Raw genomic sequence first — 25,604 nt, forward strand, 5'->3', positions numbered from 1 at the left:
GCTCCGCGAGTCGGGTCAGACCGTGGTGCCGACGACGACGGGCTCGGGGTGCAGGAGCACGCCGAACTCGGCGAGGACGCGGCCCTGCACGTAGCGGGCGAGCTCGGCGACCTCCTCGGCGCGAGCGCCTCCGCGGTTGGTGAGGGCGAGCGTGTGCTTGCTCGACACGGCGGCGCGCGAACCGGGCAGGGCGAAGCCCCGCGAGACGCCGGCGTGCTCGATCAGCCACGCGGCGCTGAGCTTGACGAGCTCGCCGGGCGCAGAGGGCGCGGGGACGCCGATCGGCTCTCCCGCCTCGACGGCCGACAGCGGAGTGACGACCTCGGCCTCGTGCACCGGCTCGACCGTCCAGCGCGGTGCGGCCGGCGGGAGTCCGCCCGCGAACGCCGTCGTGACGAGCGGGTTGGTGAAGAAGGAGCCGGCGCTGGCCGTGTCGGGGTCGGCCGCATCGAGCACCATGCCCTTCGAGGCCCGCAGCCGCAGCACGGTCTCGCGCACGGCGGCGAGCGGCACGCGGTCGCCGAGAGCGACTCCGAGCGCCGAGGCGAGCTGGGCGTAGGCGACCGGCGAGCCGCCGGTGCCGTCCTCCGCCTCCTCGAGGAGCAGCTCGACCGCGAGGACTGCGCCGCGACGACCCTGCTTGATGACGGAGGTCCGGTAGCCGAGCCCGAGCTCCTCGGCCGTGAGACGGATCGGCTCGCGGGCGCCCTCGTCGAGGAAGGTCACGGCGACGAGCGTGTCGGACAGCTCCTGACCGTAGGCGCCGATGTTCTGGACGGGTGAGGCGCCGACGGTGCCGGGGATGCCGCTCAGGGCCTCGAGACCCGCCCAGCCGCGCTCGACCGTCGTCGCGACGAGGCCGTCCCACGACTCCCCCGCCTGTACGCGGAGGTGGACGGCGCCCGGCCGGGACGACTCGAGGCGCTCGATCCCCGTGGTGCGCACGAGGACGACCGCTCCCTCGAACCCGTCGTCGCCGATGAGCAGGTTGGAGCCTCCGCCGATCAGGAGCCAGGGCTCGTCGTCGGCCCAGACCTGCGCGAGCACCTCGACGAGCTCGGCCTCGGTCCGCGCCTCCAGAACGCTTTCGGCGGGGCCGCCGACGCGGAGGGTGGTCAGCTCGGAGAGGTCGACCGCGGTCATCGGGGGCCGATCACGCGAGGGCGACCCGCGCCTGGGCCTTGCCGAGGACGGCCTGACCCGCGACGGTGACGGCGAGGTCGATGCGCGCCCAGCCCTCGTCGGGCGCGAGGGCGCCGACCTTCGCGACGACCTCGATGTCGGCGCCCGTCGCGGGGTCGACCACGACGGGTCGGGTGAAGCGGACCTGGTAGTCGACGACGAGTCCGGGGTCGCCGACCCAGTCGACGACGACCTGGACGGCCGTCCCCATCGTGAGCATGCCGTGCGCCAGCACACCGGGGAGCCCCACCTCGGCCGCGACGTCGTCGCGGTAGTGGATCGGGTTGAAGTCGCCCGAGGCTCCGGCGTAGCGCACCAGGGTGCCGCGCTCGAAGTGGAAGCTGCTCTCGGCGACCACGTCGCCGACGGTGAGCTCGGACAGGACGGGGCGGGGGCCGGTCATTCGTCTCCCCTGACGACGAGGGTGGAGAGGGCGGTCACGACGTGCGCGCCGTCGGCGTCGACCATCGTCGACTCGGTGGTCACCATCGAGTGCGCGCCGAGCCTCTTGATGGAGGCGACGGCGAGGGTCGCGGTGAGCTCGTCGCCGGCGACGATGGGGCGCGAGTAGCTGAAGCGCTGGTCTCCGTGCACGACGCGACTGAAGTCGATGCCCGCGTCGGGCTCGGCTAGCAGCTGCGCCAGCGTGTACTCCTGCACCACGACCGCGAATGTCGGCGGGGCGATCACATCGGCGTACCCGGCGCTCCGGGCGGCCTCCGCGTCGTGGTGGAGGGGGGACGTGGCGGAGACGGCGCGGGCGAACTCGCGCACCTTCTCGCGGCCCACCTGGTAGGGCTCGGTGGGGGCGAACGCACGCCCGACGAGTTCGGGGTTCACTGGCACCCGGCCATCCTAGGCGCTGTGCGTCTGTCCCCCGATTGACCGGACTCAGCCGCGATCCGTTCATCCGAGTATGCCCACAGCGAATTTCCCATCTGCATATGGCTGACCCGCGAGGGTTCTTCTCGGAAGCTGGCCGGATGTCGACTCCCTCCCCCGAACGCGACTGGGCCGCCTACGCGCGCGAGCTCGGCACCAACCTGCACCGCGCCCGCATCGCGAAGGGAGAGAGCCAGGAGCGCATCGCCCACGCGGCGGGGCTCGCCGGCTACACCTACCAGAAGTTCGAGAAGGGGGAGTCGAAGCCGGGCTCGCCCGCGAACCCCACGCTGCGCACCCTTTTCGCCCTCTGCGAGGCGCTCGACCTCGAGCTGACGGAGCTGCTGCCGCCGAACCCGCCCCAGGCCTCACGAGGCGTGTCCGAGTAGGGCGAGCGTCGACTCGACCCCTCGCGCGAGGCGCGCGGCCGAGCTGAGGTCGAGATCGACGGTGCCCAGCCCGTCGGCCTCGACGCGCAGTCGGTCCTCACCCGCCGATCCCGGACGGCACAGCGAGACGTGCGCCGTCACCGCCGACGGCTCCTCGCCGGCCCGCGGCCAGAGCACCACCGGCAGCGACCGTGCCGCGGAGCGGTGCAGCCGCTCCTGGGTCTCCGAGAGCTCGTCGTGCTCCCGCTCGCACCACCGCGGGCATCCGTCGCCGCGCCCGTCGTCCTTGAATCCATCCACGTTCCGCACCAATCGCTCGAGGTGCACAGCCCATCAGGCGGCACCGACATCGAGGCGGGTCTCCCGCCTCATTCCGGGCGGGGTGTGGACAAGAACCCCCCTCGCCCCCGCTGTGGAGGAGCGCGATCAGGATCCCATACCGGGATGGCGCCTGCGGAGGGTCGGCGCGAACCGCGCAGGGCTCAGCGGTGCACGATCAGCCAGGTGGCGACGGCGGTCGCCTCGCCGCGGTTGATCATGCGGTGCGGGCGCTCGCACGGGAACGTGATGGCGTCGCCGGCGGCGAGCACGACGGTCTCGTCCTCGAACTCGACCGTCAGCTCGCCCCTCGTCACGGTGCCGACCTCGAACCCGTCGTGCCGGAGGAACTGCCGGTGCGCGGTCGAGGTCGACCCGGGCGGGTAGGTCGACTCGAAGAAGTCGACCGCATCGACCGGCCCCGGTGCGAGGCGACGGAAGAGGACTCCGCCGTCGAGGGTGACCGGCGCAACATCGCCCGCGCGGACGACCGCTGTCTCGATCACGGCCGGGCGGGCGACCGACTCGTCGAAGACCGAGGAGAGCGGGACGCCGAGCGCGCCGACCATCGCGATCAGCCGGCCGACCGACGGCTGCATCGCCCCGCGCTCGATCTGCGAGACCGCGCTGGCCGATATCCCGAGCTCGGCGGCCAGGGCCCGCAGCGACATCCCCGACGCGAGACGCAGCTCGCGCAGGCGCGCTCCGAGACGCTCGCGGTCGCCGACCGCCGCGGCGATCGCCCGCTCGTCCGCCGGATCCGCGGGCAGGGCCGCACCTCCGCCGCCGGTCGAACTGTCGGAGAGCACCACGGGTCGTCCTTCCCTCAGCGATCGTCACGCACCCGTAACGGAGCCGAAACGAACCGCGGGAGGCGGAGCCGTAGGTTGACCTCGAGTGAAGCGATCACTTCACGCGATGTCCACTGCTCCCCGAGCCCCGCGGTGACGACCGGCCTCGTCGGCCCGCCGCCGCGACCACCCTGACACATCCCGTCCGTGCGACTGCCGCACGACCGCCCGAGAGGTGGATCCACCATGACCGACCGCGCCACCGCCGCCCGCACCGACCCGCACTCCTCGGTGTCGATCGACGACGACCTCCCCGCCGGCGCCCCGCTGATCAAGCCGGGCTACGACGACCGCCTCGCCAACGACGATCTCGCTCCCCTCGCCAAGCAGCGGTGGTCGAGCTACAACATCTTCGCGTTCTGGATGTCGGACGTGCACAGCGTCGGCGGCTACGTCACCGCCGGCTCGCTGTTCGCGCTCGGCCTCGCCGGCTGGCAGGTGCTCGTCGCGCTCGTGGTCGGCATCGTGATCGTCCAGATCTTCTGCAACCTGGTCGCGAAGCCGAGCCAGGTCACCGGCGTCCCCTACCCGGTGATCAACCGCGCGATCTTCGGGATCCGCGGGGCGAACATCCCCGGCATCATCCGCGGTCTCATCGCGATCGCCTGGTACGGAGTGCAGACCTACCTCGCCGCCCAGTCGCTGAACATCGTCTTCCTGAAGTTCTTCCCCGATCTCGCCTCGTGGAACACCCCCGAGGCCTCCTTCCTCGGACTCTCCGCCCTCGGCTACGTCTCCTACGCGATCCTCTGGGTCGCCCAGGCCGCCCTGTTCTGGCGCGGCATGGAGTCGATCCGCCGCTTCATCGACTGGGCGGGCCCCGCGGTGTACGTCGTGATGCTGATCCTCGCGGTCTACCTCGTCTCGCAGGCCGGCTGGGAGAACATCTCGCTCAACCTCGGCTCGGGCGAGCCCCTCGACTTCGCCGCGTCGATCCCCGTGATGATCTCGGCCGTCGCGCTCGTCGTCGCCTACTTCTCGGGCCCGATGCTCAACTTCGGCGACTTCTCGCGCTACGCCCGCAGCTACAAGGCCGTCAAGAAGGGCAACTTCCTCGGTCTGCCGATCAACTTCCTCTTCTTCTCCCTGCTCACCGTGATCACCGCCTCCGCGACGGTGCCGGTCTTCGGCGAGCTGATCACCGACCCGATCGAGACGGTCGAGCGGATCGACACCTGGTTCGCCGTCCTGCTGGGCGGGCTCACCTTCGTCATCGCCACGATCGGCATCAACATCGTCGCCAACTTCATCTCACCGGCGTTCGACTTCTCGAACGTGAACCCGAAGAAGATCAGCTGGCGGATGGGCGGCATGATCGCCGCCGTCGGCTCGGTGCTGCTCACCCCGTGGAACTGGTACTCGAACGACACCGCCATCCACTACACGCTCGGCATCCTCGGCGCCCTGATCGGCCCGCTGTTCGGCGTGCTCATCGCCGGCTACTACCTGATCAGCCGCCAGCGGGTCTGGGTCGACGACCTCTACTCGATGAGCGAGAAGGGCCGCTACTGGTTCTCGAAGGGGTTCAACCCCAACGCCGTCTGGGCGACCGCGATCGGCGGCGTCCCCTCCGTCCTCTCGGTGCTCGTGCCGCGCTGGATCGAGGAGGCGGGCGGCGCCTCCTTCACCTGGCTCGGCGACTACAGCTGGTTCATCGGCTGCGGGCTCGGCTTCGTCGCCATGGCGATGCTCGAGCGCCGGTCGCCCCGGATCGGACGCCTCGAGGACGACCTCGAGAACGTCAGCGACGGCTCGCTCGTCTGACCCCCGGAGGGGCGGCCCGACGCGGCCGCCCCTCCTCCCTCCCCTTCCACCGATCGAGGACCCCGTGCTCATCACCGTCATCAACCCGAACACCAGCGCCTCGATGACCGAGACGATCGGCCGTGCCGCGCGCTCGGTCGCCTCCGTCGGCACCGAGATCGCCGCGGTGACGCCTCCGATGGGCCCGGCCTCGATCGAGAGCCACTACGACGAGGCCCTCGCCGTGCCCGGCGTGCTCCACGAGATCGCGCGGGCGGAGGCGGCGGGGAGCGACGGAGCGGTCATCGCCTGCTTCGGCGACCCGGGCGTCGACGCCGCGCGCGAGATCGCCGGCGGCCCCGTGATCGGCATCGCCGAGGCGGCGATGCACATGGCGACCCTGGTCGGCCGGGGCTTCAGCGTGGTCACCACCCTGTCGCGCACCAGTGGACGCGCGTGGGACATCGCGCGGCGAGCGGGCTTCGGCGAGGCGTGCCGCGACGTGCACGCCTGCGACATCCCCGTGCTCGAGCTCGAGGACCCGCGCTCCGACGCGCGCCGCGTGATCCTCGAGGCGTGCCGCGACGCGCTCGCGGCCGACGGCTCCGACTCGATCGTGCTCGGCTGCGCGGGGATGGCCGACCTCTGCCGCGACCTCTCGCGCGAGCTCGGCGTGCCCGTGGTCGACGGCGTCGTCTCGGCCGTGCGCCTGGTCGAGGGCCTCGTGGCGATGGGAGTCACGACCTCGCGCCGCGACGAGTTCGCCCTCCCGCGTACCAAGGCGATGAGCGGCCTGCTCGCTCCGTTCGAGCTCGCCTGAGCCACGACGCACGAAGGGCCCGGGAGCAGCGACTCCCGGGCCCTTCGTGCGTCGGGATCCCGCTACTGCTGCGCGCTCCGGCGACGGCGCGCCGTCATCACGCCGACCAGCCCCAGGGCGAGCAGGGCCGCAGCCGCTGTCGCGGAGCCCGCCGTCTCGACGCCGGTGTCGGCGAGCGTCCGTCCGCTGTGCCCGGGCTTCGCCGGGGTCGGCAGGGCGACCGCGGTGGGCAGGGCGGAGGGGGTCGCGGCCGGAGCGGCGCGCGCGGTCACGACGACGTCCTCGATCGGCCCGACCGTCCACAGGGTGCGGGTGATCCCGCCGACGGTCCCGTCGACCTGGAGGAGATAGCTGTAGGTGCCGGGGTCGGTCGGGACCTCGGAGAGATCGGTGGGAGGCTCGGCCGATCCGAGCGCGAAGCCCGTGCCGGACAGGATGTCCCTGGTGTGCGACCAGCCCTGGTACTCCTGCACGGCGATGTGCTGGCTGTCGAAGCAGTCCGGGACGACGACCGCACCGACGCCCACTCCCACGGTGCCGGCGTCGCCGACCACGGTGAACCGAGGCGGCGCCCACGAGCTGTCGAGCGCACCGACGGTCGAGTAGTAGCAGGTCTCCCACTCGTCGACGGCCGAGACGCCGGGCTCGGAGCGCCAGCGCTCCGTCGCGAGGTCGGTGTAGGAGCCGTCCTTCATGCCGTAGAGCTTCGTGACGACGACGACGGTGCGGATGCCGCTCGGTGCGAGGACCAGCGCCGTCTGCGGCTCGCTGCCCTGGCGCTCGACGGCGACGGTCGTGCCGATGCCGCCCGCGTACTCGCCGTTCGGACCCTCCACCACGAGGGTGATGTCGGCCGAGTGCGCGCAGTCGGGGAACGACGCCGCCGGCAGACCGACGGTCGCGCAGCCGGGCGATGCTGTCCAGTCGATCGTGATCGCGTCGAAGTCGATGTCGACCGCTCGCTCGCCGTCCGGGCACGACGGGTCGGTGTCTCCGACCGCGGCAGGTGCGGGGGACTCCGGAACCGCGGTCGGGAGGCCGGACGCGACGGGAGCCGGCTCGACGGCGGGGTCGGCGGTCGGCTGAGTCGCGGGAGTCGCGGAGGGCTCGGAGTGCGGAGCCGACCTCGGCTCCGCGGCGGCCTCGATGGTGGGCGACGGTCCGGGGACCAGCGTGCTCGCGGCGGACACCAGTGCGAGCGCGCCGGCGGCGAGGCCGACGAGGAGCGTGAAGCACGCGAGACGTGTGCGAGAGCGGAGAGCGTTCCCCCGGAGTGGCATCGATGTGTTCCTTCTCGAGAATGCGGAAGCGGAATCGGTGCCGAAGCCGCCCCGTGGCACCTGGCTCATGTCTGCTGTACGCGAGCACATCCTCCGTGCGGCCACTCTCCGTCTCGATCGCGTCACGGGACGGGAGCCGGGGTCTGGGAGGATCAGTGGATGGCGATCCTCCGCGACATGGCCCTCGGCGCACGGCTGTTCGGGCGGGGGTTCGGCACCTGGGTGCGCTCGCCTCGCTCGATGCTCCTGGGGGCGATCCCGCCGCTGATCGTCGGGCTCGTGTTCGCAGGGGTCCTCGTCCTCGTCGTCAGCCGCGTCGACGGGGTGGTGACGGCGCTGACCCCCTTCCTCGACGGCTGGAGCGACGCCGGGGCCTCGACCGCTCGCCTCCTGCTCGCGATCGCGGTGGTCGGCGCGGTCGTCGCACTCGGCGTCGTCCTCTTCGCGGCGGTCACCCTCCTCGTCGGCGACCCCTTCTACGAGCGGATCTGGCGCGGTGTCGAGAACGAGCTCGGGGGCGTCCCCGACGAGCACGAGACCGGGTTCTGGCGCGGGGTCGGGCGGAGCATCCGCGACTCCGGGGTCCTCGTCGCCACGTCGCTCGCGATCGGCGTCGTCCTCGTGCTGCTCGGCTTCATCCCCGTGATCGGTCAGATCATCGGCCTGATCGCCGGCGCGCTCGTCGGCGGCCGGGCGCTCGCGCTCGAGCTCACCGGGTTCGCCGGGGATGCGCGCGGGATGACCCTCGGCGAGCGCCGCCGTCTACTCGGCGAGCACCGCGCCGTGTCGCTCGGCTTCGGCATCGCGGTGTACCTCGCGTTCCTGGTGCCGGGAGGCGCGGTGGTCGCGACCCCCGCCGCGACGGCCGGCGCGACCCTCCTCCTCCGGACCCTGCGCGGCGAGTCGACCGAGCGGGTCCCGCCGACCTTGGCCGCCCCGCCGGTGGTCCCCTAGACTCCCCCCATGCGCTCGTCGACCCTCCGCCGTTCCTGGTGGCCCGCCTCCTAGGCAGGCCGACGCGCAGACTCCTCTCGCACACGACCGCCTCGACCGGGCGGTCGTTCTGCATGTCGGGGCCCGGGTGAGGGACACCCCGACCCAAGGACCACGATGACCTCGCTCCTCTCCCGCATCCTCGCCTCCGACGGCTCACTGCCGTTCGCGGTCGTCCTCCGTCAGGGACGCTCCGAGGTCGATGTCTTCACCGGCGACGTGGTCGACGTCGACGGGCTCGCCGACATCCCGCTCGACGGCGACGACGTGCTCACCCTCGTGCCCTACCGCCAGGTGCGCGAGCGCGGCTTCGCGGCGAAGGACGACGGAGCGCCGCTGCGCAACCTGATCGTGCGCGAGCGCGAGAGCGTCCCCCTGGCCGAGGTGCTGGCGCTGCTCCCCGAGCGCGAGATCCCCGTCGAGGAGCGCGGCTTCGACGTGCCCGACGAGGAGTACGCCGAGATCGTCCGGCGCGTGATCGACGACGAGATCGGCCGCGGAGAGGGCGCCAACTTCGTCATCAACCGCGCGTTCGTCGCGCAGACCGACGCCCCCGCGGTCGAAGCGGTGCTGGCCTGGTTCCGCCGGCTGCTCACCGACGAGTCGGGCGCCTACTGGACCTTCGCGATCCACACGCCGGGCGTCGACGGCGCTCCGACGGTCACGGCCGTGGGCGCCACCCCCGAGCGGCACGTCTCGGTGCGCGACGGAGTGGCGATGATGAACCCGATCAGCGGCACCTTCCGCCACCCCGCGACCGGCCCGACCGGCGAGGGAGTGCTCGCGTTCCTCGCCGATGTGAAGGAGAGCGAGGAGCTCTTCATGGTCGTCGACGAGGAGATGAAGATGATGAGCGCGGTCTGCCCGAACGGCGGACGCATCCTCGGACCCTTCCTCAAGCAGATGTCGCGGCTGAGCCACACCGAGTACCTGCTCGAGGGGCACACCGACCTCGACGTGCGAGAGGTGCTGCGCCTCACCATGTTCGCGCCGACCGTCACCGGCTCGCCGATGGAGAACGCCTGCGCCGTCATCGCCGAGTACGAGAAGGAGCCGCGCGGCTACTACTCCGGTGTGCTCGCCCTGTTCGAGCCGGAGGAGCACGGCTACACGGTCGACGCGCCCATCCTCATCCGCACCGCCTACCTGCGCGCGGACGGCCGGCTGACCGTGCCGGCCGGCGCCACCCTCGTGCGCCATTCGACGCCCGAGGGCGAGGTCGCCGAGACGCGCGCCAAGGCGTCGGGCGTCCTCTCGGCGCTCGGGCTCCTGCCCCACCGCGACGTCCCGCCGGCGATCGACCTCAACGCGCAGCCCGGCGTCCAGGAGGCGCTCGAGGCGCGCAATGAGCGGCTCGCGTCGTTCTGGCTGCGGCCGCAGGCCCCCGAGCACATCGAGGGTCTCGCCGGGCACACCGCCCTCATCGTCGACAACGAGGACCAGTTCACGACGATGCTCGCGCACCAGCTGCGCCACCTCGGCATGGACGCCAGGGTCGAGCGCTGGTCGAGTGTCGAGGACGTGCTCACGGACGACCTCGTCGTGTTCGGCCCCGGCCCCGGCGATCCGCGCGACGACTCCGAGCCGCGGATCGCGCGCCTCCGCGCCCTGATGACCGAGCGACTCGGCTCCGAGCGCCCGATGCTGGCCGTCTGCCTCAGCCACCAGATGCTCTCGCTGCTCGCCGGTCTCCCGGTCGAGCCGCTGCCGGCGCCCCGCCAGGGTGTGCGCCTCGCGGTCGACGTGTTCGGCGAGGACGCGGCGATCGGCTTCTACAACACCTTCTCCTCCGTTGCGGCCGAGGGCACGACGCGCACGCCGCTGCTCGACCTCGAGGTCTCGGGCGACGCGGCGACAGGAGTCGTCAACGCGCTCCGCGGAGAGCGGATCGCGTCGGTGCAGGGGCACCTCGAGTCGGTGCTCTCGTCCGACGGGCTGCGCACGCTCGAGCGGCTGGTGCGCACCGCGACGTCGCAGCCGGCCCGCGCGTGAGCGACGTCCGGCTGATCGCGTCGCCCTCGTACTCGCCCGAGCTGCGGGAGGCGGTCGCCGGGAGCGTGCGGGCGGCGGCCGAGGCGGCGCGCGGCTGGTACGGGCGCGGCGACAAGCTCGCTGCCGATGCGGCCTCGGTCGCGGCGATGCGCGACGTGCTCGCCGAGGCGCCGTTCGACGGCGTCGTCGTCATCGGCGAGGGCGAGAAGGACGACGCCCCCATGCTCGCGAACGGCGAGCGACTCGGCCGGGCGAGCGCCCCCTCCTGCGACGTGGCGGTCGACCCGCTCGACGGCACCCGGCTGACCGCGGAGGGGATCCCGGGCTCGGTCTGCGTCATCGCGCTCGCGCCGCGCGGCACGATGCTCGACCCGCGCGACGTCTTCTACATGGACAAGCTGGTCTGCTCGGCCGCGGGCGCCGGAGTCGTGTCGCTCGACCTGGCCCCGGCCGAGAACGCGAGGCGGCTGGCTCTCGCGCTCGACAAGCCTCCAGGCGAGCTCGTGGTCGTGGTGCTCGACAAGCCACGGCACACCGGGCTGGTCGCGGAGCTGCGCGAGGCGGGCGTCGCTCTCGAGCTGCGCGGGGAGGGCGACGTCTCGGTCGCGATCGAGGCGGCGGACCCGGCCGGCCGCGTCGACCTGGTGCTCGGCATCGGCGGCACCCCGGAGGGAGTCGTCGCCGCCTGCGCCGTCCGCGCCCTCGGCGGCGTGATGGAGGGTCGGCTCGCCCCGCAGACCGCTCTCGAGCGCACGAACGCCCTCGCGGCCGGCCACGACCTCGACCGGCTGCTGACCCTCGACGACCTCGTCGCCTCCGACGACGTGCTCTTCGCGGGCTGCGACGTCTGACAGCCACCGCGAGAGGCCACTCGCCGCCTGCGTGACCGGCCGGCCGAGGTCAGGGTGAGGCGACTCCCTGGCGCCAGTAGCCGACGAAGGTGACGTCGCGCTTGTCGACGCCGCGCTCGGCGACGAGGTGACGACGAGCGCCGGTCGCGAGGGCCGACTCGCCGACCGCGAAGACGGAGGGGCGTCCGGCCGGCAGGGCGGCGTTGCGGAGCACGTCGAGAGCACGCTCTCCCGGGCGGGCGTGCTCGTCGGTGCGCGGCAGCCAGTGCAGTGTCACGGCGTCGGAGGCGGGGATCGGCTGGCGATCGTCGTCGCAGGGCAGCTCGAGGAACACCTCGGCGCGCCGGTCGGCGGGCAGCGAGCCCAGGATGCCGGCGACCGCGGGGAGACCCGTCTCGTCGGCGACGAGGAGGCACCAGTCGGTGCCCTCCGCCCGCCGGTAGCCGAGGCCCTGATCGAGGATGCCGACCCGGTCGCCCGGAGTCGCGGTGAGCGCGAAGGTCACGGCGGGCCCCGCCTCCCCCGCTTCGCCGTGCACCACGAAGTCGACGTCGAGCTCGGGGCCGCCGTCGGCGCCCTTCGCGCGGTAGCGGCGCACCGTGTAGTTGCGGACGAACGGACGCCGAGCCCTCGGCATCGCGAGGTACTGCGCGTACCAGAGCGCGCTCGCGCGGGTGGGGAGTCGCAGCTCCTCCTGGCCCGGGCGCGGGAGGAAGAGCCGGAACCACTGGTCGTGCCCGAGCGGGTGCAGGAGCGCCACTCCCGGACCACCGAAGGTGACCCGCTGCATGCTCGGCGTCACCCGCGCCGTCCGCACGACCTCGACGGTGACCACCTGCGGATCGGTGGGCCGGGTCGGAGTGAAGGAGCGGGACATGCGAGACCTCCGGAACGGGCCGCGGGGCGCGACGAGTTCGGTTAGCCTACCCTTACTCGGGTCGCGGCGGGCGCTGGGGCGCGAGGCGACGAAGCATCCCGGAAACCCTGTGAAAAACCGAAGGACCCCGGCTCGACTCGCGAGACGGGGTCCTTCGTGAACGTAGCGGGAGCGGGACTTGAACCCGCGACACCACGATTATGAGCCGTGTGCTCTAACCACCTGAGCTACCCCGCCGCGCGTCTCCGGAGGCTCGACCTGCCGGGAACGGAGCCCCCTGTGGGAATCGGACCCACTACCTCTTCCTTACCAAGGAAGTGCTCTACCAATGAGCTAAGGGGGCGCACCTGCGGGTCTTCGTCGCCCCTCTCGGAGCGTGCCCGCGATTTGGCACCGTTAGACAATAGCACCCCCCGAGCGCGTCACCGACCGCGCTCGGGCGGGGTGCGGGACATCACCGCCCATGCTGGTCGAGTAGCTCCGCAGGGGCGTATCGAGACCCCTTTGCTCCAGCAGATCGGGCTTCTGGCCCCAACTTCTGATGGTGGTGGATCTCGATACGCCCGCTGCGCGGGCTACTCGATCAGCAAGGAGAGACGCAACGAGAGCCGGGCACGCTGCTGACGGCGTCCGCGACCCCGTCTCAAGCGACGCTACGAGCGGCTCGCCGTGTCGAGCGCTGCGAGCTCGTCCGCGCCGAGCTCGAGCGACGCCGAGGCGACGAGCGCGGGCAGCTGCTCCATCACGCGCGCGCTGGCGATCGGAGCCACGACGCCCGGCTGCGAGCGGAGCCAGGCGAGCGCGACGGTCGCGACCTCGACCCCGTGCGCCTCGGCCGCGGTGTCGAGCGCGGCGAGCACCCGGCGCCCGCGGGCGTCGAGGTACTGCGCGGCTCCGGAGGCGCGGGGACTGTCTGGAGTCGCTCCGTCGCGGTACTTGCCGGTCAGGAACCCCGACGCGAGCGCGTAGTACGGCACGACCGCGAGACCCGCCTCGCGGGCGAGCGGCAGGAGATCGGCCTCGATGCCGCGCTCGACCAGGTTGTAGTGCGGCTGGAGCGCGACGGGGGCGTGCAGCCCCTCCTCCTTCGCGATGCGCAGCCATCCGGCGATGCGCTCGGCGCTGAAGTTCGAGACTCCGATGGCCCGCACGAGGCCCTCGTCCACGAGGTCGGAGAAGACCCGCGCGATGTCCTCGAGAGCGACGGCGTCGTCGTCGAAGTGCGCGTAGTAGAGGTCGATGCGGTCGGTGCGCAGGCGCTCGAGCGAGGCCCGGGCCGCGGCGCGCACGGTGTCGGGGGCGAGGCCCGTGAACTGCGGGTGGCGGCTCACCTTGGTCGCGATGACGACGTCGTCGCGCGACGCGCCCCGGCGGCTCAGCCACTCGCCGATGATCGTCTCGGACTCGCCGCCCTTGTTGCCGGGCACCCACGCCGAGTAGGAGTCGGCGGTGTCGATGAAGTCGCCGCCGGCGGCGACGTAGCCGTCGAGAACGTCGAACGAGGTCTGCCGCCCCGACGTCCAGCCGAAGACGTTGCCGCCGAGCGAGAGCGGGAACACCTCGATCCCGGAGTCGCCGAGCGGTGCACGGGTGGAGGAGGCGTGGGCCGGGGCTGCGCTGTCGATCGTCATCCTCCGATTCAACCCCCGCCCGTCCGCAGGCGAGACCCCCCTGCCGCTCATGCGCGGCAAGCACTCAGGTGCACCTCCGCGACGAGATGCGACGAGCCGGAGGTCGTCGGAGGCGCGTCAGTCGGCCATCGGGTAGTCGGCGTACGCGAACCGCGTCGAGTCGGGCGCCCACCCCGCGACGTTGATCGTCCCCTGCCCGCCGAACAGGCGCTGCACCACTCGGCCGGGTGCGGTGCCGGAGGCGACCTCGCGCAGCCGCAGCTCCACCGGCAGGTTCTCGGGGTGCCCGGCAGTGCCGGCCGGGTACGCGAGATAGAGCAGCTGCGCGCCGTCCGGCGACACGTGCGGGAACCAGTCCACGGTGTCGGACTCGACGACGCGCTCGAGCCCGGAGCCGTCCACGGACATCCGGAAGATCTGCGCCCCGGAGCCGCCGCGCTCGGAGTTGAAGTACACGCTCCGCCCGTCGGGCGCGAAGTCGACCCCGTCGTCGGGGTGCTCGTCGTCGGTCAGGGCGGTGAGCGGTCCGCCGCCCGCCGGCATCGTGTAGACGTTGGTCCGCCACGCGCCGGAGGCGTCCTCGCCGCCGCCGATCAGCGCGAGCAGCGAGCCGTCGGGCGAGACGCCGTGCAGGTAGTGCTTGAAGCGCGCGCCCTCCGGCGTCGCGGTGAGGCGGCGGGCCGGCGCCGACCCGTCGAGTGCGACCGCGTACAGGTGCCCGTCGCGGGCGGAGACGTAGGCGATGCCTCCCTCGGGCGCGAGGACGTGGTCGTTGTTGAGCTCGTCGGGGACGCCGTCGAGTGGGATCGACTCGAGTCCTCCTCCGTCGAGCGGCAGCCGGAAGAGTCCGCCGTCGCCGTTCACCACGAGGAAGGAGCCGTCGGGCGACCAGTTCGGCGCCTCCACGAGCACGGAGTCCGACTCGAACACGGTCGTGGCGACTCCGGTCGCGACGTCGTGCACTCGGATGCGGCAGAGCTGACGGGGCAGGAGCGATCGGGCCATGCACCCAAAGTACGGGGAAGGGTCAAGCCTTCCGGCACTCAGCTTCGCCCCTCGGCCTCTCCAGTACCCTGGATGGACGACTGTGCTGAGTGCGACTCGAGAGGACCATGTGATGCTCCTCATCCTCTCGATCACGTTCGCCCTCGCCGTCGTCACCCCCTGGATCGTCGATCGCGTCGGCCCCCGGGCGTTCTACGGCCTCGCCCTCGTGCCGGCCGGCACCTTCGTCGCGACCCTCGCGTCGCTCCCGACGATCCTCGCGGGCGGCGAGATCCGCGAGAGGATCGAGTGGATCCCCTCGCTCGACATCGCGCTGTCGTTCCGCCTCGACGCTCTCTCGATGGTGCTCGCCCTCGTGGTGAGCGGAGTCGGCGCCCTCGTCCTCGCCTACTGCGCGAGCTACTTCAGCCGCGACGAGCCCTCGCTCGGGCGCTTCGCCGCGCTGCTCTTCGCCTTCGCGGGAGTGATGTACGGACTCGTCACCGCCGACGACGTCATCATCCTCTTCGTCTTCTGGGAGGCGACGAGCGTCCTCTCCTACCTCCTGATCGGGCACTACAGCGGCCGCAAGGAGAGCCGCGGAGCCGGCCTGCAGGCGCTGCTGGTCACCACCCTCGGCGGTCTCGCGATGCTCGTCGGCGTCGTGATCCTGATCGTGCAGGCGGGCACGACCAGCATCGAGGGGATCGTCGCCGCCGCGCCCTCCGGCCCGATCGTCTCGGTCGCCCTGGTGCTGGTGCTGCTCGGCGCGTTCTCGAAGTCGGCCCTCGTGCCGTTCCACTTCTGGCTCCCCGCCGCGATGGCCGCGCCGACGCCGGTCAGCGCCTACCTGCACGCCGCCGCGATGGTCAAGGCCGGCATCTACCTCGTCGCCCGCCTCGCGCCCGGCTTCGCCGACGACTCCGTCTGGCTGCCCGTGATCGTCTGCGTCGGGGTGTGGACGATGCTCGTCGGCGGCTGGCGCTCGCTCCGGCAGTACGACCTCAAGCTCGTCCTGGCGTACGGAACCGTCAGCCAGCTCGGCTTCCTCACCGTCGCCGTGGGCTTCGGCTCGCGCGACGCCGCCCTGGCCGGCCTGACCCTCCTCCTCGGTCACGCGCTGTTCAAGGCGCTGCTCTTCCTCGTGGTCGGCATCGTCGACCACCGTGCGGGCACGCGCGATCTGCGCAAGCTGAGCGGGATCGGCCGTCAGGCGCCCGTGCTCGCGGCCGCCGCGCTGATCGGCGTGCTCTCGATGGCGGGGATCCCACCGCTGCTCGGCTTCGTCGCGAAGGAGGCCGTCTTCACCAGCCTCCTCGAGGCCGGCGAGCAGGGCTCCGTCTGGGCCTGGGTCGCCCTGGTCGGCCTGGTGCTCGGCTCGATCCTCACCGTCGCCTACTCGGCGCGGTTCTTCTGGGGCGCCTTCGCCCGCAAGGAGGGCCTCGAGGACACGCACCTGCACGCCGAGCCGTGGACCTTCACGGCGGCTCCCGTCGTGCTCGCCGCGGCCACGGTCGTCGGAGGAGTCGCCGCCTCGGTCCTCGATCCGCTCGTCGCCGTCTATGCGGACACCCTGCCGCTCGCGGCCGCCGACGCCGACGCCGCCCTCGCGGCCGAGGCCCTCGCCGAGCACGGCACCTACCACCTGGCCCTCTGGCACGGCCTCGAGCCGGCGCTCGGGCTGAGCGCCGTGGTCATCGCGATCGGCCTCCTCCTCTTCGCCAAGCGCGTGACGGTCGCCCGGGTGCAGTCGCTGCTGCCGAACCGCATCGACTCCGCCGAGGGCTACTGGGCGACGGTGCGCTGGCTCGACCGCGTGGCGAGCACCGTCACCGAGTTCGTGCAGCGCGGCTCCCTCCCCCGCTACCTGACGGTGATCTTCGCGGTCTTCGTCGTCGGAGCGGGCGGTGCCGCGGTCTTCAACCGCACCTGGCCCGACACCCTCGTGTTCTGGGACAGCCCCGGGCAGCTGGCCGTCGCCGCCGTGATGATCGTCGCCGCGATCCTCTGCGCGATCGCCCGCAACCGCGTCGCCGCGGTCCTGCTCGCCGGCGCGACGGGCTACGGGATGGTCGCCCTCTTCTCCCTGCAGGGCGCGCCCGACCTCGCCCTCACCCAGGCGCTCATCGAGACGGTGACCCTGGTCGTCTTCGTGCTCGTCCTGCGCCGCCTCCCCACCCGGATCGCGCAGAAGCACCAGCCGATGCGCAAGCGCCTGCGCGCGATCATCGGCATCGCGGTCGGCGCAGCGATGGCCGTCGTCGCGACGATCGCCCTCGGCGCCCGCACCGCCCTGCCGATCTCGGTCGACCTGCCCCGCCTCGCCTACGAGGAGGGCAAGGGCCGCAACATCGTCAACGTCCTGCTCGTCGACATCCGCGCCTGGGACACGATGGGCGAGATCTCGGTCCTCGTCGTCGTCGCCACGGGTGTCGCGAGCCTGATCTTCCTCTCGAGCAGGGCCGGAGGAGCGCCCCGCCTCGAGTCGCAGAGCGCGGCCGACCGCGCCGAGCGCGCCCTCGACCTCACCGCTCCCTCGAAGGACGCCGAGAAGAACGGCGACCGCGGCTCGTGGCTCGTCGCCGGGCGGACACTGCGACCCGAGAACCGCTCGATCGTGCTCGAGGTGCTGGTGCGCCTCCTGTTCCACCCCGCGATGATCGTCTCGGTCTACCTGCTCTTCACCGGTCACAACACCCCGGGCGGAGGCTTCGCGGGCGGCCTGCTCGCCGGCCTCGCCCTGGTCGCGCGCTACCTCGCCGGAGGCCGCTTCGAGCTCGGCGAGGCCGCCCCGATCGACGCCGGCAAGGTGCTCGGCCTGGGGCTCCTCTTCGCCGTCGGCACCGCGGTCTCCTCGCTGGTCTTCGGACTGCAGGTGCTCGAGTCGAGCTGGCTCGACCTCGAGGTGCCGATCCTCGGCGAGCTGCACCTGGGCACCTCCACCCTCTTCGACATCGGGGTCTACCTCATCGTGATCGGCCTGGCCCTCGACATCCTCCGAAGCCTCGGCGGCGAGGTCGACCGCCACGGCGAGGAGGCCGAGCGCGGCGACTCCTCGGGCGACGGCGTCACGCACACGACCGACGGCGACACCCCGGGCCCCGGCGCCGGAACCGTCGATGGACTCGAGACGAAGCTGCCCACCGGCGCCACGGTCGTCGGCGGCCCCGGGCGGGGGGACGCATGAGCATCACCCTCGTCCTCGTCGTCGTGATGGCGGTGCTGTACGCGGCGGGCGTCTACCAGATGCTCGAGCGCAGCCTCACCCGGATCCTGATCGGGTTCCTCCTGATCGGCAACGCGACCAACATCCTGATCCTGCTCATGGCGGGGCGGTCCGGAGTCGCGCCGTTCGTGACCGACGACGGCCGCTCGTACGAGCAGATCGCCGACGAGATGGCCGACCCGCTCCCCCAGGCCCTGATCCTGACGGCGATCGTGATCACCTTCGGAGTCTCGTCGTTCCTCCTCGCGATGATCTACCGGCGCTGGCGCCTCGCCAACGCCGACCAGGTCGAGGACGACGAGACCGACACCTCGGTCCGCGCCGACGCGGCGGGCATCTCGGCGCAGACCACCGCCGACGACAAGGCCCTCGACGATCTGCTCGAGGCGAGTGACGAGGGCACCGCGGCCCGCCACGGCGAGAGCGCCATGACCGACGACAGGAAGGAGGACCGATGACCGCCCTGATCCCCCTCGTCGTCACCCTTCCCCTCCTGGGAGCCGCGCTCGCGCTGATCCTCGGCCGCCACCGTCGCGCGCAGATCCTGGTCAACATCGTCACGCTGTCGGCCGTCCTGGTGATCTCGTGCGTGATGCTCGTGATCGTGCTCTCGGGCGACGGAGGCGGCGAGGCGGTCTACGTGGGCGGCTGGGAGCCGCCGTGGGGCATCGTGCTCGTCGTCGATCCGCTGGCCGCGCTGATGCTCGTGATCACCTCGATCACTCTGCTCGGCGTCCTGCTCTTCTCGGTCGGCCAGGGCCTCGTCGACGGCAACCGCGAGACGCCGGTCACGATCTTCCACCCGACCTACCTGATCCTCTCGGCGGGCATCCTCAACGCCTTCGTCGCGGGCGACCTCTTCAACCTCTACGTCGGCTTCGAGATCCTCCTCGCAGCGAGCTACGTGCTGATCACGCTCGGCGGCACCGCGCCGCGCATCCGGGCGGGCACGACCTACGTGGTCGTCAGCCTCGTCTCGAGCGTCTTCTTCCTCTCGGCGATCGGCCTGCTCTACGGCGCGACCGGCACGGTCAACATGGCGCAGCTCTCGATCCGCATCGCCGAGCTGCCCGCCGACGTGCAGCTGGTGCTGCACGTGGTGCTGCTGCTGGGCTTCGGGATCAAGGCGGCCGTGTTCCCGCTGTCGTTCTGGCTGCCGGACTCGTACCCGACGGCGCCGGCCCCCGTCACCGCGGTGTTCGCGGGCCTGCTGACCAAGGTCGGCGTCTACGCGCTGATCCGCACCGAGACGCTGCTGTTCCCCGGAGGTGCGCTCACCGAGGTGCTGCTGGTGGTCGCCCTGCTCACGCTGATCGTCGGCATCCTCGGCGCCGTCGCCCAGGCCGACATCAAGCGGATGCTCTCGTTCACGCTGGTCTCGCACATCGGATACATGGTCTTCGGCATCGCGATCGGCACCCAGGCGGGCTACGCGGCGACGATCTTCTACGTGATCCACCACATCACCGTGCAGACCACGCTGTTCCTCGCGACGGGGCTCATCGAGCGCGTCGGCGGGACGACCTCGATCCTCCGGCTCGGCGGGCTGCTCAAGGCCTCGCCGCTGCTCGCGCTGCTCTACTTCATCCCCGCGATGAACCTCGGCGGCATCCCTCCGTTCACCGGGTTCCTCGGCAAGGTCGGCCTGTTCGTCGCGGGCACCGAGTCGGCGGTCGAGCAGCCGGACTGGCTGATCTGGGCCGTGATCGGCGCCGGAGCGGTCACCTCGCTGCTCACCCTCTACGCCGTCGCACGCGTCTGGAACATGGCGTTCTGGCGCCGCCAGGAGGAGGTGCCCGGCTACGAGTCGCCCCTGATCGACCAGCTCCAGGAGGATCCGCACGACACGGGCACGGTGCGCACGCGCCACTCGCCACCCATGATGGTGCTCGCGACCGCCGGGATGGTGCTCGTCAGCGTGGTCCTGACCGTCGGCGCCGGACCGCTCTACGACGCGAGCGAGCACGCCGCCGAGGCGATCGCCGACCCGACGACCTACATCGCCACCGTGTACCGCGACTCGTCCTTCGGTGAGGAGGGTCCGCGATGAGCCCCCGCCGCCGCGTCGACTTCTGGAACCGCTTCGCGATGTTCGTCACCCTGGTGGGCATCTGGGTGCTGCTCTGGGACGACGTCTCGGTGCTCTCCATCGTCTCGGGCTTCCTCGTCGCCCTCCTGATCACGCGGGTGTTCTACCTGCCCCCGGTCGAGTTCTCGAACCGCGTGAACCCCTGGTGCCTGCTCGTGTTCCTCCTGCGCCTCGCCGCCGACATCGCGATCGCCTCGGTGCGCGTGTCGTGGCAGATCCTGACGCTGCCCGTGCCGGTGCACAACGCGATCGTCGCGGTGCACCTGCGCAGCCGCTCCGAGGGGATGCTGGTCTGGACCACCGAGGCCGTCTCGCTCGTCCCCGGCTCCCTCGTGATCGACGTCGACCCGCTGCAGAACGTGCTCTACCTGCACGTGCTCGGCGTCACCCACGACGAGGCCCGACGGATCGAGGAGGTGCGCCGCACGGTGCTGGAGACGGAGGCGCGCATCGTCCGTGCGATCGGCTCCCGCGAGGACGTGCAGCGCGTCAACCGGCCTCTCGGCGAGGGAGCGGGGGCCGTCCGATGATCAACTGGCTCGCCTGGATCCTCGTGCCCGTGTTCGGCGCGGCGACCCTGCTCTCCCTCGTCCGCATCCTCCGCGGACCCTCGATCCTCGACCGCGTGGTGGCCGCCGACGTGCTCGTCGCGACCATCATCTGCGGGCTCGGCGCCGAGATGGCGGTCAACCAGCACGCGACGACGCTGCCGGTCGCGCTCGGCCTCGCCCTGTTCGCCGTCTTCGGATCGATCAGCGTCGCGAAGTTCATGGCCAATCGCGAGGAGGACTGACATGGACCTCTTCTGGGACATCGTGACCGCGATCCTCGTCACTTCGGGCGCCCTCCTGTCGCTCGTCGCGGCGATCGGGCTGCTGCGTTTCGACGACCTGCTCTCGCGGATGCACGCGGGCACCAAGCCGCAGGTGCTCGGCCTGATCTGCGTGATGCTGGCGGTCGCCATCCGCAACCCGGGCTTCGCCGCCGCGGGCACCGTCGTGCTGGTCATCGGCTTCCAGCTGCTGACCGTCCCCGTCTCGGCGCACATGGTCGGCCGCGCCGCCTACCGCGCCGAGGCCGTCTCGATGGGGCACCTCGTCGCCGACGAGCTCGCCGACGCGGTCACCAGGGCCGACGAGGAGGCGCGCACGGGGCCGGAGTCGGGGCACTCCTCCGAGGAGGCCGCGGAGCGATCGACGTCGCCGCAGCCCGAGGACGAGGACGGGCCGGCCGCGAAGGCCTAGAGCGTCAGGAGTCGGCTGAGCGGCTGCGCTCCGGTCATCGTCTGCGCGGCGAACCCGCCGACCGCGAGGGTCACGGCGACCATCCCGCCGATCAGCAGGACGAGCAGCGGCACGACCCAGAGCAGGGCCCTCCGGCGTCGGGCGCGGGCCTGGTCGGGGGTCTCATCGCTCACCCGACGACCCTAGGGCAGCCGGAGAACCGAGGTCGAGACGCTCCCTCGGCCCGCAGACGGGCTCGGGGGCGCTCTCCCCCTCGGCTCCGCACGGCTCAGCGGCGGGACGGCTCCCGATACCCTTGAGCCCATGACCCTGGACTCCGCTCTCTCCGGCGCGCCCGAGAACTCCCCCTCGACCACCGGCTCGGAGTGGTGGCGCACGGCGGTCATCTACCAGATCTACCCGCGCTCCTTCGCCGACGCGAACGGCGACGGCATCGGCGATCTGCCGGGCATCACCTCCCGCCTCGAGAGCCTGGCCGAGCTGGGAGTCGACGCGATCTGGCTCTCGCCCTTCATGACCTCGCCGCAGAAGGACGCCGGCTACGACGTCGCCGACTACTGCGACGTCGATCCGCTCTTCGGCACCCTCGCCGACTTCGACGCCATGCTCGCTCGGGCGCACGCTCTCGGCATCCGCATCATCGTCGACCTCGTCCCGAACCACTCCTCGAGCGCGCACCGGTGGTTCCAGGAGGCGCTGGCGGCGCCGGCGGGCAGCGCCGAGCGGGCGCGCTACCTGTTCCGCGACGGACGCGGCGCGACGGGAGAGCTGCCGCCGAACAACTGGGAGTCGGTCTTCGGCGGCCCGGCCTGGACTCGCGTGACCGAGGCCGACGGCACCGCCGGGCAGTGGTACCTGCACCTCTTCGACACGTCGCAGCCCGACTTCGACTGGACGAACGAGTGGGTGCGCGAGCGCTTCCGCGAGGTCCTGCGCTTCTGGCTCGACCGCGGTGTCGACGGCTTCCGCGTCGACGTCGCGCACGGCATGATCAAGGCCGCCGGACTGCCCGACTACACCCCGCCCGCCGACAGCGGCTCGATGGGCGGCGTCGCACCAGCCGACGGCGAGGATCCGGTGACCGCGCCCTACTGGGCCCAGGACGGCGTGCACGAGATCTACCGCGACTGGCACGCGCTGCTCGCCGAGTACCCCGACGACCGGGTGCTCTGCGCCGAGGCGTGGGTGCAGCCGCTGTCGAAGCTCGCCCGCTGGGTGCGCCCCGACGAGATGCACCAGGCGTTCAACTTCGCCTACCTCGAGACGCCCTGGAGCGGACCGTCGCTGCGCGACATCATCGACTCGTCCCTCACCGCCTTCGCGCGCGTCGGCGCCCCTTCGACCTGGGTGCTCTCGAACCACGACGTCGTCCGCCACGCGAGCAGGCTCGCACTGACCTCCGACAACCCGCAGGGCTACGGCATCGGCCCGCGCACCCCCGGGCTGCCCGATCCCGTGCTGGGACTGCGCCGCGCCCGTGCCGCGACAGCGCTGATGCTGGCGCTGCCCGGATCGGCCTACGTCTACCAGGGCGAGGAGCTCGGCCTGCCCGAGGCCATCGACCTGCCCGACGCCGCGCGCCAGGACCCGACGTGGTTCCGCACCCACGGTGAGCGCTACGGGCGCGACGGCTGCCGGGTGCCCCTGCCCTGGGAGGCGACGGAGCCCGCCTACGGCTTCAACGACTCCGGAGCCTCGTGGCTGCCGCAGCCGGCCGACTGGGCGCCCTTCGCCCGCGACGCACAGCGCGGAGTCGCGGGATCGACCCTCGAGCTCTACCGCTCGCTGCTCGCGACGCGGGCGGACGAGCGCCTGGGCGAGGGCGCGATCGAGTGGCTCGACGGCTATCCGGAGGAGGTCGTCGCTTTCCGCAACGGAGGCGTCACCGTGATCGCGAACACCGGGTCGGCGCCGGTCGAGCTGCCGTCGGCGGGCACGATCCTGCTGGCCTCCGAGGAGCTGCACGAGCCGGCGCTCCCGGGCGACACGACGGTCTGGCTGCGCGCGAGCTGAGGCGGGCGCGCGCGGCGCGCGATTCGGAGGCGCCGGTGCGATCTGCAGGAGGACGCGCCCTCTGCACGAGCAGGTGCGATTCGCAGGAGGTCAGCCCCTCGCCTGCGCCCTCGACGCGGCAGGAAGCACTCTCCGCGCGGGATCACCTTCGGATCGCACGAGCTCCTGCGGACGGCACCGATTCCTGCAGATCGTACGAGCGCCTGCGACGGCACCCCGCGGTCAGCGGTTCGCGTTGGCCTTCAGCCAGAGGTACGAGTCGACCTTGGTCGTCCCGTCGAGGCGGATCTCGAAGTGCAGGTGCGGTCCGGTGGACATGCCGGTCGTCCCGACGAGGCCGAGGAGCTGCCCGACCTTCACCGGGTCGCCCTCGCTGACGGCCGCCGAGCCGTGCTGCATGTGCGCGTAGACGCTCGAGACGAGCTCCCCGTCGATCTCGTGGTCGACGATGACGTGCACGCCGAGCGACCCCTCGCCGTCGATGACCGTCCTGACGACTCCGTCGGCGATCGACTGGATCGGCGAGCCGTCGCCCGGGTTGAAGTCGGTGCCGCCGTGGTTCACGGAGCAGCCGGCGCAGTTGCGGTAGCCGAAGCGGTCGCCCACCGGCACTCCGACCGCGAACGGCCACTGCACCGAGGCGTTCGGGTCATTCGTGAAGCCCGCGTCGGAGGTGCGGCCGATCGCTGTGATGTCGGTCTGGGTCTTCTTCTCCTGCACGCCGAATCCGTCGCGCGCCACCGTCTCGGCGCTGACCTCGCCGGTCACGAACGACTGCGAGCCGCGCTCCTGGGCGGAGGCGACCGAGGCCAGACCCTGGGCCTGGACGTCCTCGGCCGTCAGCAGCGAGGTCGCCGGCACCGAGGTCGCGGCGATGATGGCCGCGGCGAACGACACGGCGACGAGGCCGCCGAGGCGCCTGCCTCCGCGCACGGGGCGGAGCGTCGCGACCCGGGGCGCGGCGACCGGGGCGGGCGGAGTGGTGCGCGACGCGGCGATGCGGCGCTCGGCCTCGCGGAGCTCCCCGGCGGTCGCGGTGACTCCCTCGGCGGCGACCTCGGCAGCGAGCACGGCGGCGCGCTCGCGCTCGCGGGTCTCGCGACGGGAGAGCGGTGGGGCCGATTCGCCGGGGGTCGATGCGGACGCAGCGGGGGAGGGCGAATCAGGGCTCACGAAATCGGGATCTTCCGTCGGGGTCGGGGAGGGAGAGTGCTCGGTTCGGGGTCGAAGCGCTTCTCGGGCATCGCGATCGCATCCTGTGCGAATGTCACGAATTCATAAAGGATACCCACAGGGGCTTGAATCGGCCACTGTCGATCTCCGAGGCGGCGCGAACCGCACCCGCTCCCGCTCGATTCGCCCCGATCAGCGCCCGTCCCGGCGATCGCGGCAGCACCCCTCCGACCGCGTCACACCTCGTCGGCGCGCAGGCGGCGCAGGACCGCCTCGAGCTCGCCGAACAGCGGGTCGGGAGCCGCGATCAGCAGCTCCGAGCTCGCCGCGCGCCCGGCGAAGCCCTCGACGCGCACGCCCGCCTCCCGCGCGATCAGAGCGCCCGCCGCGAGATCCCAGGGGTTGAGTCCGCGCTCGTAGTAGCCGTTGAGCTGTCCCGTCGCCACCGCGCAGAGATCGAGCGCCGCCGAGCCGATCCGCCGGATGTCGCGCACCTCGCCCAGCAGCTGCTGCACCACGGCTCCCTGCCGCATCCGGCGACCGGCGTCGTAGCCGAAGCCCGTCCCGACGAGGGCCAGCGAGAGGGAGGCGGGGGCCACCGCCCGCAGGGCGACTCCGTCCCGCTCGGCGCCCTCTCCCCCGGCCGCCGTCCAGACCTCGCCGGTGGCGCCGTTGACGACCGCTCCGGCGAGCGCCGTCCACGTCGCAGGGTCGGGCTCCCCCTCGACCACCGCGATGCTCACCGCGTAGGAGGGGATGCCGTAGAGGTAGTTCACGGTCCCGTCGATCGGATCGACCACCCAGGTGAGCCCGCTCGTCCCACCGCCGCCGCCCGACTCCTCCCCGAGGAAAGCGTCGTCGGGCCGGGCCTCCGCGAGCCGGCGCCGGATCAGCTGCTCGACCTCGCGATCGGCCGCCGTGACGACGTCCTCGGGCGACGACTTCGATGCGGCGATCTCGACCCCGTCCTGCCGGCGCTGCCGCGCGTGATGCGCGGCCTCCACGGCGATCGAGCGGGCGATGGCGAGGAGGGAGGCGTTGGCGCTCATGCATCCAGCCTAGGGAC

25 protein-coding genes and 2 tRNA genes are annotated in these 25,604 nt (G+C 72.1%); 13 read left to right on the forward strand and 14 right to left on the reverse strand.

What is annotated here, in order from left to right:
- Nucleotides 1–15: 15 nt before the first annotated feature.
- The 3 genes from GRS92_RS06235 to GRS92_RS06245 are packed head-to-tail and all read right to left on the reverse strand — an operon-like array spanning nt 16 to nt 2,028.
- A complete protein-coding gene (locus GRS92_RS06235; RefSeq protein WP_159854354.1) occupies nt 16–1,143 on the reverse strand; it encodes a UDP-N-acetylmuramate dehydrogenase in 1,128 nt (375 codons plus the stop codon).
- Between the two features lie 10 nt (nt 1,144–1,153).
- Nucleotides 1,154–1,585 (reverse strand): MaoC/PaaZ C-terminal domain-containing protein, encoded by a 432-nt coding sequence (locus tag GRS92_RS06240; protein ID WP_159854356.1) that lies wholly within the window; start codon nt 1,583–1,585, stop codon nt 1,154–1,156.
- Nucleotides 1,582–2,028, reverse strand: a complete 447-nt coding sequence (locus GRS92_RS06245) for a MaoC family dehydratase N-terminal domain-containing protein (protein WP_159854358.1) — start codon at nt 2,026–2,028, stop codon at nt 1,582–1,584. Before GRS92_RS06245 ends, GRS92_RS06240 begins: the two co-directional genes overlap by 4 nt.
- A 137-nt stretch (nt 2,029–2,165) precedes the next feature.
- On the opposite strand from GRS92_RS06245, the gene GRS92_RS06250 reads away from it, so the two are divergent.
- Entirely contained in the window at nt 2,166–2,453 is a 288-nt protein-coding gene (locus tag GRS92_RS06250) for a helix-turn-helix domain-containing protein (RefSeq protein WP_159854360.1), read from the forward strand.
- Here the strand turns inward: GRS92_RS06250 and GRS92_RS06255 are convergent.
- Entirely contained in the window at nt 2,433–2,753 is a 321-nt protein-coding gene (locus tag GRS92_RS06255) for a DUF6907 domain-containing protein (RefSeq protein WP_159854362.1), read from the reverse strand. The genes GRS92_RS06250 and GRS92_RS06255 overlap by 21 nt on opposite strands.
- A 182-nt stretch (nt 2,754–2,935) precedes the next feature.
- A complete protein-coding gene (locus GRS92_RS06260; protein ID WP_204162053.1) occupies nt 2,936–3,580 on the reverse strand; it encodes a helix-turn-helix domain-containing protein in 645 nt (214 codons plus the stop codon).
- Between the two features lie 228 nt (nt 3,581–3,808).
- Here GRS92_RS06260 and GRS92_RS06265 point away from each other — a divergent pair, with 228 nt between their 5' ends.
- Both GRS92_RS06265 and GRS92_RS06270 read left to right on the forward strand, forming a co-directional pair.
- Nucleotides 3,809–5,386 (forward strand): NCS1 family nucleobase:cation symporter-1, encoded by a 1,578-nt coding sequence (locus GRS92_RS06265; protein WP_159854364.1) that lies wholly within the window; start codon nt 3,809–3,811, stop codon nt 5,384–5,386.
- A gap of 64 nt (nt 5,387–5,450) precedes the next feature.
- Nucleotides 5,451–6,185: an aspartate/glutamate racemase family protein gene (locus GRS92_RS06270; protein ID WP_159854366.1), complete on the forward strand. Its 735-nt coding sequence runs from the start codon at nt 5,451–5,453 to the stop codon at nt 6,183–6,185.
- Nucleotides 6,186–6,247: 62 nt separating this feature from the next.
- Here GRS92_RS06270 and GRS92_RS06275 read toward each other — a convergent pair whose 3' ends face one another.
- A complete protein-coding gene (locus tag GRS92_RS06275) occupies nt 6,248–7,465 on the reverse strand; it encodes an LPXTG cell wall anchor domain-containing protein (RefSeq protein ID WP_159854368.1) in 1,218 nt (405 codons plus the stop codon).
- 159 nt (nt 7,466–7,624) lie between these two features.
- On the opposite strand from GRS92_RS06275, the gene GRS92_RS06280 reads away from it, so the two are divergent.
- From GRS92_RS06280 to GRS92_RS06290, 3 genes are all read left to right on the forward strand, one after another.
- Nucleotides 7,625–8,419: an EI24 domain-containing protein gene (locus tag GRS92_RS06280; RefSeq protein WP_159854370.1), complete on the forward strand. Its 795-nt coding sequence runs from the start codon at nt 7,625–7,627 to the stop codon at nt 8,417–8,419.
- A gap of 156 nt (nt 8,420–8,575) precedes the next feature.
- A complete protein-coding gene (locus GRS92_RS06285) occupies nt 8,576–10,450 on the forward strand; it encodes an anthranilate synthase family protein (protein ID WP_159854372.1) in 1,875 nt (624 codons plus the stop codon).
- On the forward strand, nt 10,447–11,301 hold the full coding sequence (locus GRS92_RS06290; RefSeq protein WP_159854374.1) for a fructose-bisphosphatase class II family protein: 855 nt from the start codon (nt 10,447–10,449) through the stop codon (nt 11,299–11,301). Before GRS92_RS06285 ends, GRS92_RS06290 begins: the two co-directional genes overlap by 4 nt.
- 49 nt (nt 11,302–11,350) lie before the next feature.
- Here the strand turns inward: GRS92_RS06290 and GRS92_RS06295 are convergent, their stop codons facing one another.
- The 5 genes from GRS92_RS06295 to GRS92_RS06315 all read right to left on the reverse strand — a co-directional run bounded on the left by GRS92_RS06295 (nt 11,351) and on the right by GRS92_RS06315 (nt 14,814).
- Nucleotides 11,351–12,178 (reverse strand): siderophore-interacting protein, encoded by an 828-nt coding sequence (locus GRS92_RS06295; RefSeq protein ID WP_159854376.1) that lies wholly within the window; start codon nt 12,176–12,178, stop codon nt 11,351–11,353.
- Nucleotides 12,179–12,341: 163 nt separating this feature from the next.
- Nucleotides 12,342–12,415, reverse strand: a tRNA-Met gene (locus GRS92_RS06300).
- 34 nt (nt 12,416–12,449) lie between these two features.
- Nucleotides 12,450–12,521, reverse strand: a tRNA-Thr gene (locus GRS92_RS06305).
- A 310-nt stretch (nt 12,522–12,831) separates the two neighbouring features.
- Nucleotides 12,832–13,809 carry an aldo/keto reductase gene (locus GRS92_RS06310; RefSeq protein WP_159854378.1) on the reverse strand — a complete coding sequence of 326 codons (978 nt, stop codon included), beginning with the start codon at nt 13,807–13,809 and terminating at the stop codon, nt 12,832–12,834.
- 117 nt (nt 13,810–13,926) lie between these two features.
- A complete protein-coding gene (locus tag GRS92_RS06315; protein WP_159854380.1) occupies nt 13,927–14,814 on the reverse strand; it encodes a TolB family protein in 888 nt (295 codons plus the stop codon).
- Between the two features lie 112 nt (nt 14,815–14,926).
- Between GRS92_RS06315 and GRS92_RS06320 the strand changes: the two genes are divergently transcribed.
- From GRS92_RS06320 to mnhG, 6 genes are read left to right on the forward strand one after another with little or no spacing between them, the layout of a single operon-like run.
- Nucleotides 14,927–17,980, forward strand: coding sequence for a Na+/H+ antiporter subunit A (locus GRS92_RS06320; RefSeq protein ID WP_159854382.1), 3,054 nt, complete (start codon nt 14,927–14,929; stop codon nt 17,978–17,980).
- On the forward strand, nt 17,977–18,477 hold the full coding sequence (locus tag GRS92_RS06325; protein ID WP_159854384.1) for a Na(+)/H(+) antiporter subunit C: 501 nt from the start codon (nt 17,977–17,979) through the stop codon (nt 18,475–18,477). Before GRS92_RS06320 ends, GRS92_RS06325 begins: the two co-directional genes overlap by 4 nt.
- A complete protein-coding gene (locus tag GRS92_RS06330; RefSeq protein WP_159854386.1) occupies nt 18,474–20,069 on the forward strand; it encodes a Na+/H+ antiporter subunit D in 1,596 nt (531 codons plus the stop codon). The genes GRS92_RS06325 and GRS92_RS06330 overlap by 4 nt, the downstream gene beginning before the upstream one ends.
- Nucleotides 20,066–20,638 carry a Na+/H+ antiporter subunit E gene (locus GRS92_RS06335; protein ID WP_159854388.1) on the forward strand — a complete coding sequence of 191 codons (573 nt, stop codon included), beginning with the start codon at nt 20,066–20,068 and terminating at the stop codon, nt 20,636–20,638. Before GRS92_RS06330 ends, GRS92_RS06335 begins: the two co-directional genes overlap by 4 nt.
- Complete coding sequence (locus tag GRS92_RS06340; RefSeq protein ID WP_159854390.1) at nt 20,635–20,901, forward strand: monovalent cation/H+ antiporter complex subunit F; 267 nt, start codon at nt 20,635–20,637, stop codon at nt 20,899–20,901. The genes GRS92_RS06335 and GRS92_RS06340 overlap by 4 nt, the downstream gene beginning before the upstream one ends.
- Before the next feature lies 1 nt (nt 20,902).
- Nucleotides 20,903–21,352, forward strand: a complete 450-nt coding sequence (gene mnhG / locus GRS92_RS06345) for a monovalent cation/H(+) antiporter subunit G (RefSeq protein ID WP_159854392.1) — start codon at nt 20,903–20,905, stop codon at nt 21,350–21,352.
- On the opposite strand, the gene GRS92_RS06350 is transcribed toward mnhG, so the two are convergent.
- Nucleotides 21,349–21,525: a hypothetical protein gene (locus tag GRS92_RS06350; protein WP_159854394.1), complete on the reverse strand. Its 177-nt coding sequence runs from the start codon at nt 21,523–21,525 to the stop codon at nt 21,349–21,351. The two genes, mnhG and GRS92_RS06350, sit on opposite strands and share 4 nt — an antisense overlap.
- 130 nt (nt 21,526–21,655) lie before the next feature.
- Here GRS92_RS06350 and GRS92_RS06355 point away from each other — a divergent pair, with 130 nt between their 5' ends.
- Entirely contained in the window at nt 21,656–23,365 is a 1,710-nt protein-coding gene (locus GRS92_RS06355; protein ID WP_159854396.1) for a glycoside hydrolase family 13 protein, read from the forward strand.
- Between the two features lie 222 nt (nt 23,366–23,587).
- Here the strand turns inward: GRS92_RS06355 and GRS92_RS19175 are convergent, their stop codons facing one another.
- Nucleotides 23,588–24,538, reverse strand: coding sequence for a peptidoglycan DD-metalloendopeptidase family protein (locus GRS92_RS19175; RefSeq protein WP_159854398.1), 951 nt, complete (start codon nt 24,536–24,538; stop codon nt 23,588–23,590).
- 236 nt (nt 24,539–24,774) lie between these two features.
- Entirely contained in the window at nt 24,775–25,587 is an 813-nt protein-coding gene (locus GRS92_RS06365; RefSeq protein WP_159854400.1) for an inositol monophosphatase family protein, read from the reverse strand.
- Between the last annotated feature and the right edge of the window lie 17 nt (nt 25,588–25,604).

It is taken from the genome of Rathayibacter sp. VKM Ac-2754 (genome assembly GCF_009807095.1).
Lineage (GTDB): Bacteria > Actinomycetota > Actinomycetes > Actinomycetales > Microbacteriaceae > Rathayibacter.